The sequence below is a fragment of the Streptomyces sp. NPDC003038 genome (assembly GCF_040611115.1).
Classification (GTDB): domain Bacteria; phylum Actinomycetota; class Actinomycetes; order Streptomycetales; family Streptomycetaceae; genus Streptomyces.
Map to the genome: position 1 here is coordinate 72,041 of NZ_JBEXNN010000006.1, position 15,661 is coordinate 87,701.

The 15,661-nt window shown below is 68.3% G+C and carries 11 protein-coding genes; all 11 read left to right on the plus strand.

Annotated features, from left to right (window positions below; all coding sequences use genetic code 11):
• Positions 1 to 21: 21 nt before the first annotated feature.
• The gene (locus tag ABZX75_RS09955; RefSeq protein ID WP_355409655.1) at positions 22 to 1,380 is read left to right on the plus strand and encodes an MFS transporter; all 1,359 of its coding nucleotides are present in this window, start codon (positions 22 to 24) and stop codon (positions 1,378 to 1,380) included.
• A 1-nt stretch (position 1,381) separates the two neighbouring features.
• A complete protein-coding gene (locus ABZX75_RS09960) occupies positions 1,382 to 2,647 on the plus strand; it encodes a glycine amidinotransferase (protein ID WP_355409656.1) in 1,266 nt (421 codons plus the stop codon).
• Between the two features lie 12 nt (positions 2,648 to 2,659).
• Positions 2,660 to 3,976 carry a hypothetical protein gene (locus ABZX75_RS09965; RefSeq protein WP_355409657.1) on the plus strand — a complete coding sequence of 439 codons (1,317 nt, stop codon included), beginning with the start codon at positions 2,660 to 2,662 and terminating at the stop codon, positions 3,974 to 3,976.
• Positions 3,973 to 5,280, plus strand: coding sequence for a peptide ligase PGM1-related protein (locus ABZX75_RS09970; protein WP_355409658.1), 1,308 nt, complete (start codon positions 3,973 to 3,975; stop codon positions 5,278 to 5,280). Before ABZX75_RS09965 ends, ABZX75_RS09970 begins: the two co-directional genes overlap by 4 nt.
• Positions 5,281 to 5,320: 40 nt before the next feature.
• Positions 5,321 to 6,328 carry a serine O-acetyltransferase gene (locus ABZX75_RS09975; protein ID WP_355409659.1) on the plus strand — a complete coding sequence of 336 codons (1,008 nt, stop codon included), beginning with the start codon at positions 5,321 to 5,323 and terminating at the stop codon, positions 6,326 to 6,328.
• Between the two features lie 5 nt (positions 6,329 to 6,333).
• Complete coding sequence (locus ABZX75_RS09980; protein ID WP_355409660.1) at positions 6,334 to 7,293, plus strand: cysteine synthase family protein; 960 nt, start codon at positions 6,334 to 6,336, stop codon at positions 7,291 to 7,293.
• Positions 7,290 to 8,081, plus strand: a complete 792-nt coding sequence (locus tag ABZX75_RS09985; protein WP_355409661.1) for a methyltransferase domain-containing protein — start codon at positions 7,290 to 7,292, stop codon at positions 8,079 to 8,081. The genes ABZX75_RS09980 and ABZX75_RS09985 overlap by 4 nt, the downstream gene beginning before the upstream one ends.
• Positions 8,082 to 8,591: 510 nt before the next feature.
• Positions 8,592 to 13,226, plus strand: a complete 4,635-nt coding sequence (locus tag ABZX75_RS09990) for a putative T7SS-secreted protein (protein WP_355409662.1) — start codon at positions 8,592 to 8,594, stop codon at positions 13,224 to 13,226.
• Positions 13,213 to 13,701, plus strand: a complete 489-nt coding sequence (locus ABZX75_RS09995; RefSeq protein ID WP_355409663.1) for an Imm50 family immunity protein — start codon at positions 13,213 to 13,215, stop codon at positions 13,699 to 13,701. The genes ABZX75_RS09990 and ABZX75_RS09995 overlap by 14 nt, the downstream gene beginning before the upstream one ends.
• A 1-nt stretch (position 13,702) precedes the next feature.
• Entirely contained in the window at positions 13,703 to 14,095 is a 393-nt protein-coding gene (locus ABZX75_RS10000) for an Imm50 family immunity protein (RefSeq protein WP_355409664.1), read from the plus strand.
• 331 nt (positions 14,096 to 14,426) lie between these two features.
• Complete coding sequence (locus ABZX75_RS10005) at positions 14,427 to 15,182, plus strand: hypothetical protein (protein WP_355409665.1); 756 nt, start codon at positions 14,427 to 14,429, stop codon at positions 15,180 to 15,182.
• Positions 15,183 to 15,661: the final 479 nt, after the last annotated feature.

Below are 15,661 nucleotides of genomic sequence, written 5' to 3' on the forward strand. Positions count from 1 at the left end.
CAGACGTGGTGCCGAGAACGAATGCGTCTGCTCGACGCAATCGACCCCTATTCACAAGCGAGGAAGGATCTGGACGGCATGGCCAGGAAGCTGATGCTCGACGTGACGCCATTGCGGCAGTCGCCGGCATTCCGCCTGCTCTGGATCGGGCAAGCCGTTTCCGGCGTTGGCGGACAGATGACCGTTTTCGCCGTGGCGCTCCAGGTCTATCTGCTCACGAAGAGCACTCTGGCGGTCGGCGTCATCGGTTTGTGCACCGTGGTTCCCATGCTGTCCGTAGCGCTCGTCGGAGGCACGCTCGGCGACACGTACGACCGCAGGAAGATCGTCCTTTTCGCCGGCTGCGGTCAGGTGGCGGTGTCGCTGGCATTCGCCGTGCAGGCCGTCGCCGGAAACGACCGGCTCTGGCTGCTGTATGTCCTCTGCACCGCCCAGTCGACCCTCGGTGCCATCAGCGTCCCGGCCAAAAGGACCTTCATGGCGCACCTGCTGCCCAAGGACCAGATCCCGGCAGGCGCCGCCCTCACCATGCTCACCATGCATTTCGCCGGGATCGCAGGTCCGATTTTCGCCGGTGCGGTCGCCGGTGTCTGGGGGTTGCAGGTGTGTTACGCCGTGGACGCCCTCAGTTTCATCGCTGCGATCTACGTCGTCGCGAAACTCCCGGCCATGCCGCCGCAAGGATCGATCGCCCGCCCCGGTGCCAAGGCGATCGTCGCCGCCCTGCGCTACATCCGCGTGAACGACGTCCTCAGGGGTGCGTTCCTCGCCGATGTCAGCCTGACGTTGCTCGCGACCCCGACCCCGTTGCTTCCGGCGATCAATGATCTGAATCTGGGGGGCAATGCCGAGACCCTCGGCATGCTGATGGCGGCGCCGGCCGTCGGAGGCGTCCTGGGATCGCTGTTCTCCGGGCGGGCCGGTCGAGTCGCCCACAAGGGCCGGGGCATGCTCCTCGCGGGTGCCGCATGGGGGACCTGCATCGCGATCTTCGGGCTGGTCCAGGTTCCGGTACTCGCGATCGCGCTCCTGGTCGTCGCGGGTATGGCGGACGTCATCAGCGTCGTCTTCCTCACGACGATCGTCCAGACCACGGTGGACGACACCTACCGGAGCAGGGTGAGCGCGGTCGAATTCGTCGTGGGCGCCGGAGGCCCACAGCTCGGCGGTATGCGTGCCGGCGCGCTCGGCGCGATCACCTCACCCGGCCTGTCCGCCGTCATCGGCGGCGCGACATCCGTTCTCGCGGCTGCGTTGCTGGCCGTTGCCCTGCCGAAGTTCGCCCGGTGGGAATCCGAGTCCTCGGACCGGGCCACCGCCGAGGAACTCGCCAGGACGCCATCTGAAATCAAGGCCCATACCGACTCGGAGAGGGATTGACATGACTCTGGAGATTTTTTCGCCGCAGCAGGTGGACATCCGCCCCGACGTATCGAGGGTGACCCCGCCAGGCGCGAGTGCCGGCCCGATCGTCAATTCGTGGAACGAATGGGACCCGCTCGAGGAGATCCTCATCGGCCGCGCGGACGGAGCCTGCTTCGAACCGACCGAATCCGGGTACCGCCCCCAACTCCGCGGAACCCCCGGCGGTCAGCGCTTCCCCACCGGGCCGAAGCCGCCCGATGCGATAGCCCGCGCGAACGAAGAGCTCGAAGGGCTTGCCAAGCTCCTGCGCACGCTCGGGGTGACGGTTCGCCGTCCCGGCGCCGCTGATTACACGACGCCCGTGAAGACGCCGTTCTTCGAGGTCGCGAACCAGTACTGCTCCGTCTGCCCTCGCGACGTCCTCATCACGGTGGGAAACCAGATCATCGAGGCCACGATGTCGCGGAGAGCCAGGTTCTTCGAGTACCTGCCGTACCGGGACCTCGTCTACCACTACTGGACCGCCGACGAGCGCGTGGTGTGGACCGCGGCTCCGAAGCCTTCCATGAGCGACACGATGTACCGCCCGGAATTCTGGGAGCTGACCCTGGATGAGCGGCACGCGAGGATGCACGACTTCGAGTTCTGCGTCACGCAGGACGAAGTGGTCTTCGATGCGGCTGACATCACCAGGGCGGGCCGTGACATCTTCGTCCAGGAATCCATGACGACCAACCGGGCGGGTATCCGCTGGCTGCGCAGAGAACTCGAACCTCGCGGTTTCCGCGTCCATGCCCTGCATTTCCCGCTCGATCTCTTTCCCTCCCATATCGACTGCACATTCGTCCCGCTGCGACCAGGGCTGGTGCTCACGAACCCGGACCGGCCGCTCAAGGCCGACGAGCGGGAGTTCTTCGTACGCAACGGATGGCGACTCGTCGACGCGCCGACGCCGGCGTACGGCAATGACGAGATGCCCCGCTACTGCCAGTCCTCCAAATGGCTGTCGATGAACCTGCTGAGCGTCGCTCCGGACGTGGTCGTCTGCGAAGCGAGCGAGAAGAACCTGCACGAGCTGCTGCGCGGGTTGGGGTTCGAGGTCCTCACGGTCCCGTTCCGCAATGTCTACGAGTTCGGCGGCTCGCTGCATTGCGCGACCTGGGACATCCGCCGGACCGGCGAGTGCCAGGAGTACTTCACCGTTCCGGATGGCACCCCGCGGCGCGCACCCGGCACCGACCTGGGCTCCGGGATTCACCGCGGGCCGATCACCCACTCATGACGGAGGAAGACCATGCACGTTCTGCACATCGGCGCACATCCCAAAGCGATCCGCGGGCTCCACCGCGGCGGCCACGAGATCACGGTGCTGTACGAGGCGGCGGACGGGGACCGGATGTACCGCACCCCCGGGCTCAGGGAACTCGCGACCCGCGCCTGCGCGGTCGATTCCTACCGCCATGTGGAAGCGCTGTGGTCGGCCCTGCACCACCTCGGACCGATACCGAGGGTGGACGCGGTGCTGACGACCAACGAGTACGGCGTTGTCGGTGCCGCCATCCTCGGCAAGCAGCTCGACGCCATCGCCCTGGACCCCGCTGTCGCCCTCGCCTGCCGGGACAAGGCCCTGCAGAAGAGCAAGTGGCAGGAGGCAGACGTCCCGACGGCGAAGTTCGCGGTCCTGCCGGAGGCGGCGGCGCAGTCCGTCGACGCCGTGGACACGCTGCTGGCCGCGGCCGGCCTCGAGTTCCCGGTCGTCGTCAAGCCCCCGGCCGCCGGCGGCGCGGAGGCGGTATCCGTCGCGGAGACCGCCCACGACATCGTGCGGCTCGCGCGCCACAACCCTCAGCTGCGCAGGGTTCTCGTGGAGGAGTTCATCGACGGCCCGGAATGGCACTTCGACGGCTTCGTCCGGAACGGATCGATCGGCAGGTTGATGGTCTCCCGGTACGGCGCACCCTTGCTGTGCACCAAGCGGGGCGAGCCCACCCGGTCGATGGGCCTTCCTCCAGCCAGGCATCGCGGCGCGTACGCCGCCGCGAACGAGTTCGCGACGCGCGCACTCAAGGCGCTCGGGCTGGAGACCGGCGTCTTCCACTTCGAGGCGTTCGGCCACCCAGGCGGGTTCGTCGCCAACGAACTCGCCTGCCGGCCCGGCGGCAGCGGGTTGTGGACGGTTGCCGAGAAGACGATCGGCCTCGACCTGTTCGCCGCCGCCACGCAGCTGTTCACCGGAGACGAGGTGGAAACGCTCACGGCGTCGCCGGACAAGGTCCACGGATGGGTTCACCTGCCGTCGGTGGCCGGGTTCCCGAACACCGTGCACGAGGCCGACATCAGGGCCGTCCCGGGTGTCGACGGTGTCGTTCTCGTGCCCGTGGGCGTGCCGATGCGGGACATGTCCGAGACCTCGTCCGCCGGGATCGGGTACGCGACCGTCGCCGTGGCGGACGAATCCGAGTGCCGGCACGTCATGGCCGAGGTCGTGGCCCGGGTACGAGCGATCCACGACGAGCGCGGCCGCGCCGCACTCCGGGCCGGGAGCGAGGTCGCCTCGGTCGGCGCACCCCTGCGCCTCACGCACCGAGCACCGGCGATGGGAATGCGATGAGACTCCTGATTGCGAACGACATCGACGACACCCTGTTTCTCCGGCCGGATCCCCGAGCGTGGGCGCAACGCGTGTTCTGGTTCGCGGAGGAAGGCGATCTCGTCCTCGTCTCCGACACGCCGGATCCGGCCTTCGTCCGGCACGTCGGCAGGGTCAAGGGCACCGACATGTCCCGGGTGGACGTCCGTCTGTGTCCCGAGGGCCTGCACGGCAGGCGGCGGATCGACTTCCTCGCGCTGTTCGACCGGCGGTTCCTCGACTCGATCGCCCGGGACGTCGCCTGCGTCACCGAGGTGTTCAGCCTGTTCCCGTCCGCCCAGTTGAGCGAGTTCGCATCACGGCTCGGCATCCGGGATCGCCTGCCGGGAGCCGACTTCATCGCCCAGGGCGGCGGTGAGCTGGCCAACAGCAAGGCGACGTTCCGAGCCATGGCCGCAGGTGGCGGGGTGCGCATCGCGGCGGGGTCGGTGTGCCGCAGCCACCTCGAGGCGACTGCGGCGACCCAGTGGCTGCTGGACGCCGGCCACGACGTGATGGTGAAGATGGCGCACCACGGGGCCGGGTCCGGCAACGAGATGGTCCTGCGGCCAGGCCGGCACGCGCCCGCTCACATCGGCGGCCGGACCGTGCACGAGCTGGACGGCCGACAGGACGCCGTGTCGCGGTACTGGCGTGACCGGTGGGACTGGGCCTCCGCGGACGGCAGGTACGCCGTCGTGGTCGAGCAGCTGCTCGATGCCACCGCCAGCTACTACGCCGAGTACTCCCTGACCGATGCAGGGGTCGAGCTGGGGGGCGTCGGCCACCTGTCCTTCATCGACCGGAGGCTTGCCTTGGAGACGTTCCCGGCGCGCTCGCTGACCGAGTCACAACATCTGGAGCTGGTCTCCGGGGCCGAGACCCTTGCCCGTGCCTACCACGGCATCGGATACCGAGGGCAGCTCTGCGCCGACGCGGTGGCCACCGGGGACGGGCGGATCGCCTTCACCGAGGTCAACGCCCGGACGACGACATCCACTCACCTCTACGAGACCATGGCGGGCCTGACGCCCGGCGAGATGACGATGCTCAGCCAGCGGCTCACCCCCGCGACCTGGAAGCCGATCTCCACTGCGGGCTTCCTCAAGACCGTGGCCGATGCCGGCCTCCTGTTCGACCGTGATCGACGGCGCGGCGTGCTCATGACGATGCCCCTCTCGCAGTCATCCGGGAAGGGCGGGTTCCTGTATGTGATCGTCTGCGGCGATCCGGAGGAGGAAGCGGCATACCAACGTGAACTGGAGAGGTTGTTCGATGAGACGTAGCCGTTCGCCGGGCGAGGTCGCCGCGACCCGGCTTCGACACATGACCGCCGTGGGCGATGCGGAGGCCCCGGAGCGGCACGCGGTGCTGGCTGCCGCGCTGCGGGACGTCGCGCGTCCGCGGATGCGCCAGATCAGCTCGGTGCTCGGGGCGTGGGAACCGTGCTCACCGGAGCTCATCGACCTGGTGGAAGGCGACCTGCTCGCCTTCACGCAGCGGGATCCCGCGGCCCACGGCTCATGGCGTGAGGTCGTGGGTTCCTACCGCTGCTTCCGGGCAGTGCTGAGCCATCGACTGGCACATTCGATCCTCGGCACGCCCCTGCGCTCCGATGCCGACGGCATTCGCCGGCGGACGCTCGCGCGCTCCATTGCCGAGCAGGCCACGGTGGCAACGGGGGTAGAAATCCACCCGGCGGCCGCGATCGGCAGGCGATTCGTCGTCGACCACGGCATGGGGACGGTCATCGGCGAGACCGCGAGCCTGGGCGACGACTGCTACGTCCTGCACGGTGTCGTCCTGGGATCGACGGGAATCGCGGACAATCCGCGAGGCCGGCGGCACCCGGCCATCGGCTCGCGAGTCGAGATCGGTGCGTTCGCACGCGTTCTCGGCCCGGTCGAGATCGGTGACGATGCCGTGATCGGATGCCATGCCCTCGTGCAGTGTGACATCCCGGCAGGCGCCCGGGTGAGCGTGTTGAGCCAGTATCAGGAGATCCGAGGCGGAACCACCATCGGCATCACCGCCATCGAAGTGATCGGCGAAGGCCTCCTCCTGGTGCGCGGCAGCGGTCTGGCCCATCCCGGCCTCCGCGTGGAGGGACTGTCCGGCCGCCGCCGGAACGCCACGCCGGTGGCGGTTCTCGACCGCGGCAACCGGCATCTGCTGCTCGAGTTGGACGCGACGGCCGGCAAGCCCCCTGCACATGTCCGGCTGACCGTGCCCGACGGCACCAGTACGTCGATTCTGGTACCCCGCGGCGCCGGTGTCCGGCGAACGCGCGACGGTGGAGCCGGCTCCGCCGCGCCACAGGCCGGGGCGGGGTGATGGACATGGCCACGCCCCTGATCGCCTCATCGGTGCTGGATCTCATCGGCCGCACGCCGCTGCTCGAACTGCGGCGGCTGACCGCCGGCCTGGACCGGACCGTGTACCTGAAACTGGAGATGCTGAACCCGGGCGGAAGCCACAAGGCACGGATCGCGCTCAACATGGTGCTGGCCGCCGAGCAGGAGGGGCTCCTCGTTCGCGGCTCCGGGCAGACCATCCTCGAACCCACCGGTGGGAACACCGGCATCGGGCTCGCGATGGTCGCGGCATCGCTCGGATACCGCCTGGTCCTCGTCATCCCGGACAACTACAGCCCGGCCAAGCAGCGGCTCCTTCGAGCGTTCGGTGCCGAGATCGTGTTGTCCGATCACCATCTGGGCGGCAACTCGCACGGCGAGAAGGCGATGGAGCTGCAGTTCGACCATCCGGACTGGATCCTGCTCAACCAGCAGGCCAACCCCGCGAACCCGGCCGTGCACGACCGGACCACCGCCATCGAGCTGTTGGAGGCATTCTCCGGGAAGCTCCCGGACGTGATGATCGCTGGGGTCGGGACCGGCGGGCATCTCACCGGAATCGGCCGGACTTTGCGCCGACACAGACAGGATCTGCGGATCGTCGCGGTCGCGCCTCCAGGATGCTCGTACACACAGAACAGGTTCACCACGCACCGACTGCAAGGTCTGGCCGTCGGACTGGTGCCCGCCAACCTCGACGTCGCGCTCATCGACGAGGAGATCGTCGTCGCCGAGGACGAGGCCGCGACGATGATGCGGACGCTGATGCGGGTCGAAGGCCTTGCGGTCGGGTTGTCCTCCGCGGCCAACGTCGTCGCCGCACTCACCTGTGCGCGGACCTGCCGTCCCGGCACAAAGATCCTGACCTTTGCCTACGACTCTGCCCAGGACTATCTCGCCGAGCTCGCGGAGCCCGGCGAGACCACTCACCCGAGGAGCACATGATGACCGACATGCTCACCTTCAACGCGGAAGCGGCACGTAGGATCGAGCGGACCTACCGCACACCGGATGTCGTCGCGCAGCGCCACACCGTCCTCGACACCCTCGCGCTGCGGCCCGGCGAGCGGGTGCTCGACATCGGGTGCGGGCCGGGTCTGCTGGCCGCGGAGATGGCCGGGGTCGTCGGCGCACGAGGTCACGTCATCGGCGTCGACGTGAGCGAAAGCATGCTGGCGCTGGCTCGAACCCGGGCCGTCGTGCCGGGCGGGGCCAAGGTCGACCTGCGAGCCGCGGCGGCAGATCACTTGCCGTGCGCCGATGCGAGCGTCGACGTGGCAGTGTCGACGCAGGTCCTGGAATACATCGTGGACGTGGCAGGCGCGCTCGCCGAGATCCACCGGGTGCTCGTGCCGGGCGGGCGGGTCGCGGTGCTGGACACCGACTGGGACTCCCTCGTATGGCACTGCACCGACCGGCCGCGGATGACCCGGATGCTCGCCGCATGGGATCAGCATCTCGCCGATCCGCACCTCCCCCGCACCCTTCTCCCGGCTTTGCGCCGGGCCGGTTTCGAGACGTCCCCACCGCTCGTCATACCGCTGCTCAACGTCGGCTACCGGCGCGACACGTACAGCGCCGGCCTGATCGACATCGTCGCCTCGTACGTCGTCGGGCGCAACGGACTGACCGAGGACGAGGTCGCCGCCTGGTCGCACGAACTACGTGGACTCGGCGACGACTACTTCTTCAGTCTGAATCGGTACCTCTTCACCGCCACGAAGCGTTCCTGAGCCGGGGATGCCGCCTCGGGTCGGGGCAACTGACAAGGGTTCGACAAGGGTTGGCTTCTGGCCAGAGGCGTCCGCGTCCGTTGCCCAGCCGACGAACCTCGCGTCGCGCCCCGGGGCGTCGACCCGGTGCTGGATGTGGTCCCGCCGGCGGGGGACAGCGCTGGAGTCGGCCTGAATTCCCTCCCCGGCGCCCGTGCATACGGCTCGAACCCGGGACCAGTGCGTCTTCGCAGGTTGGTGGGATTGGTCTGGGGTCAGAGGTGCTGAGTACGGTGTCTTCCAGGGGAAGCAAGGCCTGGAGGGGGCGGCGTAGGACGAGATCGAGCAGAAGGCGTGGGGTGACATCTGGCGGGCGGACGTCTACAAGCCGGACTACAGCGCGGAGTCCTTCGAGAAGAGCCGCGAGGACATCAAGCAGACCTGGTCGGACACGGGCGACAAGCTGACGTCCAGCGGGAGGATCGGCTCGCTGAAGGATCTGCTGGACCAGGCCGACCAGGGTGGTAACTGATGGGCTGGAGGGACTTCGTACCGGACTCGGTGGAGGACTGGGCCGAGGACCGGGCCGAGGACGTCGGCGACGCCATCGAGTGGACCGGCGACAAGGTCGCCGACGTCGCGGAGGACGTCGGTCTCGACGGGGCGGGCGACTGGGTCCGCGACAAGAGCCGCTCCGCCGCCAACCAGCTCGGCGCGGACGTCGCGGAGCTGGAGCTGGGTCAGACCGAGGACCCGAGCAAGCTGGTCTACGGCAGCGTGTCGAAGATCCGCGCGCAGGTCTCGCACCTGAACGACTTCAAGTCCTCCTTCACCATGGTCGGCAACGGCCTGAAGGGTCTGGCAGGCGATGGTTTGAAGGGCGCGTCGGCGGACGCGTTCCGGGAGGCGGTGGCCAAGGAGCCTCCGCGCTGGTTCAAGGCGTCGGAGGCGTTCGGCAAGGCCGCTGACGCGATGGGCCGCTTCGCGGAGACCGTGGAGTGGGCGCAGGTCCAGGCCAAGGAGGCCTTGGAGGAGTACAACAAGGCCAAGAAGGTCTCGCAGGACGCGCGCAATGCCTACAACAAGTCGATCGAGGTCTACAAGGACGCGGTCGAGGCGAAGAAGGACACGCTGCCGCCGAGGCCGTCGGACGATTTCACCGACCCCGGCGTCCCGCTGGCCAAGGCCGCTCAGGACAAGCTCGACACCGCGCGCAAGCAGCGCAACGAGGTGGCGGAGACGGCCCGTACGGCGGTCCGTACGGCCCGCGACGCGGCCCCGCCCAAGCCTTCGTACTCCGAGCAGCTCAAAGACGGCACGGACTACCTGGACCTCGCGCAGACCCACCTGGCGGGCGGTGTTCTCAAGGGCACCGCGGGCGTGGTCAACTTCGTCCGCTCGGTCAACCCGCTGGACCCGTACAACGTGACGCACCCGGCCGAGTACCGGACGAGCCTCAACTCGACGGTCGCCGGCCTTGTCGTGGCGGTCAACGACCCCATGGGCGCGGGCAAGCAGATGCTCGACCAGTTCATGAAGGACCCCAGCGAAGGCATCGGCAAACTCATCCCGGAGCTGATCGGCACCAAGGGCCTCGGCGCCTCGAAGAAGGCGGCGTCGGTCGCCAAGGTCGCCGACGACATCACGGGCCCCGGCCGTAAGAGCCTGGACAGCGACGGCCCCCACAAGAGCGACAAGCCCGACTGCGACAAACGGTGCGACGGCACCGACCCGATCGATCTCGCCACCGGCCGGATGTTCTTGCCACAGACAGACATCGTGCTGCCTGGCACCCTGCCTCTGGTCTTCACCCGGCGAGCCGAGTCCGGCTACACCGCAGGTCGCTGGTTCGGCCCCTCCTGGTCATCAACCATCGACCAGCACCTGGAGATCGACCCCGAAGGAATCGTCCTCGTGACTGAGGACGGCCTCGTCGTCGCCTACCCGCACCCGGCCCCCGGCGTGCCTGTCCTCCCCGTGTCAGCGTCAGCGCCGCGCCGTCCGCTGGAGCGAACCCAGGACGGCGACTGGACGCTCACCGACCCCACCACCGGCCAGATACGCCGATTCAGCGCACCGGCCGGCGGCCCGGATGGCGACGGCATCGCGCCAATCACGCAGCTCGAGGACCGCAACGGCAATCTCATCATCTTCGAGTATGACCCGCACGGCACCCCGCTCGGGATCGCCCACAGCGGCTACCACCTAGGCTTCGAGACCGCCAACGGCCGGATCACCGCCCTCCACCTGACGGGCGGCCCCCGCATCCTCGCCTACGGCTACACCGACGGGCACCTCACCGAGATCGTCAACTCCTCCGGTCTGCCGCTGTGCTTCACCTATGACGAGCGCGGGCGCATCACCTCCTGGACTGACACCAACGACCGCTCCTACACCTACGCCTACGACGACGAGGACCGCTGCATCGCGGAACGCGGCACCGAGGGCCATATGAGCCTGCGCGTGTCCTACGAGGCAAGAGACCCGGAGACCGGCTACCGAGTCACCACGACCACCGACGGCGCGGGCCACACCCGCCGCTACCTCGTCGACCAGGGGTACCGGGTGGTCCAGACGGTCGGCGCGCAGGGCGCGGTGACCCGCTCCGCCTACGACGCCCGGGGTCGCCTGGCCTCGCGCACTGACCAGCTGGGCCGCACCACCGTTTTCGGCCGGGACGAGGAGGGCCGACTGGTCTCCGTCGTACGCCCTGACGGCCGGGAGCTGACCACCGAGTATGACGAGGCCGGCCAGCCGGTGCTACAGGCGAAGGCCGACCGCACCGCTTGGCGGTTCACATACGACGAGCGGGGCAACCGCACCTCCCGTACCGGGCCGGTTGGCGGCACCACGCACTACACCTATGACGCATCTGGGGGCCTCAGGTCGGTAACCGGAGCGCTCGGCGGGACCACGCGGATCCGCTGTGACCGTGCCGGCCTGCCGATCGAGATCACTGACCCGGTCGGGGCGGTCACCCGGTACGAGCGAGACCTGTTCGGGCGGGCCGTGCGGATCACGGACGCGCTCGGGAACACCACCGCACTGGAGTGGACGACCGAGGGGCAGCTCGCGCGCCGCGTCGAGCCCGACGGCTCGGCGCAGGAGTGGAGGTACGACGGCGAGAGCAACTGCATCACCCAGACAGACGCGCTTGGTGGCACCACCATCTACGAGTACGGCCCCTTTGACATGGTGAGGGCGCGCACCGCCCCGGACGGCGCGCGATACACGTTCGCGTACGACAGCGAGTTGCGACTGACCGAGGTCGTCAACCCACAGGGGCTCAGCTGGCGCTACACCTACGACGCGGCGGGGATGCCGGAGTCGGAGACCGACTTCGACGGCCGCACCCTGCGCTACGTGCACGACACGGCGGGCCGGCTGGTCGGCCGGGTCAACGCGTTGGGTCAGACGGTCCGCCTGGAATACGACGTGCTGGACAAGCGCATCCTGAAGGACGCGGACGGCGAGGTAACCCGGTACGAGTACGACCACTCGGACCGACTGGCCGCGGCGACCGGCCCGGGAGGCCGTATGACGTACCTCCGCGACCGGTTCGGCCGCATCCACAAGGAGTCCGTCGACGGGCGGACCTTGACCCGTACGTATGACGAGCTCAGCCGCCTCGTGTCCCGCACCACCCCGGCCGGGGCAACCGCCGAATGGACATACGACGCCGCCGGCCACCGGACCGGGCTGACCACATCCGGCCGCCGCATCGACTTTGAGCGGGATGTGCTCGGCCGTGAGACGGCCCGCCGTGTGAGTGACGCCGTCGTGCTCGATCTGGTGCGAGACGACCTGGGACGGCTAGTGGACCAGCGTGTGACCCGTGCCGATGGCCGTGTCCTGCAGCGTCGGGGCTACTCCTATCGGGCCGACGGCCACCTGTTGGCAGTGGAGGACCATCTCGGGGGGGCCCGGACGTACGAAGCGGACCCAGTGGGTCGAGTCACCGGGGTCAGTGCCGCGCACTGGACAGAGCGCTACGCGTACGACGCCGCGGGCAACCAGACGATGGCCGAGTGGCCGACCGATTGGCCGGGTGGTTCTGAGGCCACGGGGCCGCGCAGCTATGACGGCACCCGGCTCACCGGTGCGGGCCGTGTCCGGTACGAGTGCGACGCAATGGGACGAATCACCCTCCGCCAGTGCACCCGACTGTCCCGCAAGCCGGACACCTGGCGCTACCAGTGGGACGTGGAAGATAGGCTCACCGCCGTCACCACCCCGGACGGGACGCTGTGGACTTATACCTACGACGCGATCGGCCGGCGCAGCGCCAAGCGGCGGATGGCGGCGGACGGGGTCACGGTGGCCGAGGAGGTCACCTTCGTATGGGACGGCATGACCCTCTGCGAGCAGACGACGACTGGCCCGGAACTCCCGCACGGAGTCACCCTCACGTGGGACCACGACGGCCTCCAGCCACTGGCCCAGACGGACCGGCTGGCTGCGGCGGACGGACGGGAGATCGCCAGCCGGTTCTTCGCGATCGTCACCGACCTGATCGGCACCCCGCAGGAACTCGTCGACGAGGCAGGCGAGATCGCCTGGCGTACGCGCAGCACCGTGTGGGGGACGACCACCTGGAACGCGAAGGCGCACGCTTACACCCCGCTCCGCTTCCCCGGGCAGTATTTTGACCCAGAATCGGGGCTGCATTACAACTGCTTCCGCTACTACGACCCCGAGACCGCCCGCTACCTGTCGATCGATCCCCTCGGCCTCGGCCCGGCGCCCAACGCGTCGACGTACGTCACGAACCCGCTGACGTGGAGCGACGCGCTGGGGCTGGCCCCGGATTGCCCGCCGAAGGTGGGCCGGAACAGGGACGAGGCGAAGGCGCAGGCGCTTCGCGACGCGGGCGTGCCCGAGGGTTTGGAGCCGTGGTTCGTGGATGAGTGGGTGCCGGGGAGGACTGCTGAGTGGCAGGGTGCGAAGCAGCTCATGGGGCCGGACCACCAGCCGATCCACTACACCGAGGAGTGGTACGAACTACCCAACGGCGACATCGTCGTCTACCAGGACCACTGGTTCGGCCACCAGAAGCCGGGCGAACCGGGGTACCAGCCGCCCCACGTGCATATGCGGCCAGGCGAAAACACCCGGAACGGGCAGATCCCTGGCGTAGAGGAGCACTACTACTATGACCTGGAATGACTTTGTCGTGAATGCGAAGGATGCTTTCACGACGTACTACGACGAGGTGCCCGACCTGGTGGGAGTCCGGCTGCGGTCGGTGCACTTGGATGGCTGGGACCCGACCGTCACCCTGCGGCTCGACCTGCCGCGGTTCCCCGACCGCTGGGACGGGGCACCGGGCGACACGATGCAGTGCCAGATCCAATTCCTGATGGTGCAGGACTTCTTGATGGAGGGGTGGCAGCCGCCGGTTACGGCGGATGTCGCACTGCGTGCGCTGCCGGAACACCGGCTGGCCGTGGACGTGGTGGCGCCCGGCGTTGCCGTGTCGTTCACGGCAAACGGGTCAGTCCTTGCGGGAAGATTCAGCGTGTTCACGCGGGACGCGGACGGCGGGGACAGCGGCCTGCACCACTTCAGTCGTGGGCTCGAGCGCAGGCTCTACCGGACGGTTCCCCCGACGTATGTGAACACTTTCTACGAGCGTGTGTGAGATGACTGGTTCAAGTGAATGGCCGGAACTGCGGGCCCTGTACGGCGCGACGCAGTTGCCCGACCTGAATACCTGCGGCTTTTTCTACGTTCACGTCGATGAGCGGGAAACCTCGGTGACCTTCGGGTTTGAGACCTCGCAGCTACCGCCGCAACCAAAGCCAGAGTGGTTGACCAAGCCTTACAACACCCTGCGCTTCTTCGTGGAATTCACCGGTGTGACCAACCTTCGCATGGCAGGCATCGTGGCGGAGGCGGAGCGCAGCGTCCGGATCGCCCAGGGCACATCGGGCTGCCTTGACGTGGCAGTGGTCGGTGGCAGGCGGGAGATCTCCTTCTCCGCCGTCGCTTCCCGAGTCACTCACATCCGAGTCGAGCTCCAGGGCGGCGTGTAGCGACGAGACGGAGAGGAACAGCCCTGGGCGGGGTGGTTTCGACCGCGCAGGCCAAGGTGGTTGTCACTGGAAAGGAAGGCCGCGGAGGTGCGGCGCCCCCTCCCCTGACGTCCTCCCGGTCAACCACGCCTGCATCCCTCCCCGACGCCCGTGCGGGAGCCGTCTGATGGCGGGCGATGCGGAAGGGTCCCTCCGGGGTCCAGGCGCTGGGCGGCTTGCCCACCGATCCCGGTGCACCGATCACGCACGTAGACGTGGGGAGGGCAGGATGGCAGCCGAGAACGGCTACATGGCTTTCCCGCAGAGCAGGTCAGATGAGGTGGCAATCACGATGAGACTCACCATCGACGATGACTGGACCGCGACGGTGACGGGCGATCCGCTGCGCATCACCCCTCGTTTTGATTTTTGGGACTTCAGTGTGCGCATCGCGACGTACGCAAACGTCGAGGAACGCGGGCGGTTCCTTCGGGACACTTTCGGCAGTCAGCCGTGGCTGTGGGACACGCCCGACGAACTCCGCTTCGATCCGGCCAGCCGGGAACTGGTCGGCGCCGAGTTTCAGATCGCCGGTGAGGCCGCTGACGTCGAGGACTCTGCCCGTGTTCCCGCCACACCCCTTGTCCACCCGGGTGGTCTCCGCGCCGACGAGGCCCGGGACTTCCGCCTGGAGGTGACCATGGAGCTGTGCCGCGCCCCCGGGGACACCATGCTGACCTGCCTGCGCGACCTCGACGTCCTCGACGAGCCGCTGGAGGCCCGCATCGGCATCGCACCCGACGTGGCGCTCCTGATCCAGGACGGGACCGTCGTCGGCTGGAGCCTCACGGATCCCGCGCGGTACTTGACCAGCGGCTTCGCCGCCCCCGACCCGGCTCCCCCCCTCCCGGCCACCCGGCTCCTGCTCACCGAAAGCCTGGACCTCATCACAACGCCGCTGCTCGACGAGGTGAGGCGCCGGGACCCGGCCGCCCTGGCCAGCCTCCGGGCACTCGACCACAGCCTGCGCAACCAGCGCGAGGACCGGCACCGAATCGACGCCCTGACGGCGAAAATCGCCGTCTTGGTGGAGGACTACGGGAAGTAGTGACGGTCGGTTGGGGACGTCATTGACGTTGGCCGCGGTCGTGATGACCTTGAGTGGGGTGCCGCGTCCGTCCCAGATCAGGGTGTTTGGTGTCCGTCTTCCACTGGTCGACCGGCGACGGACCGGTGTCGGCGCCCCCTTCTTGGCATGGATGTGGGAGCCGTCCACGCAGGCCCGGACCAGTCGAGCTCGCCGGCCGCGTTCAGCTCTAGAGGCCGCACGAGCTTCCGCCCCAGCACGTCATGCGTGGCGGGAGTACGCCGTGACGCTGGCGCAGGGGTGAAGCGCTGGACACCACACCCTTCACCCCCACGGACAACGCGGTGGTCTACTGGGCCGACGGCTCGGAGCGGTTCCGGCTGCGGCCACGCCTCGGAGAGGCAAGCCCGGCCCGTCTCCAGTGAGAGGCTGAACGGGTCGGTTCAAGTGACCTCGGGGGGCTCTGGTTTCATGTCCAGTAGATTTCTGGAAACTGATTC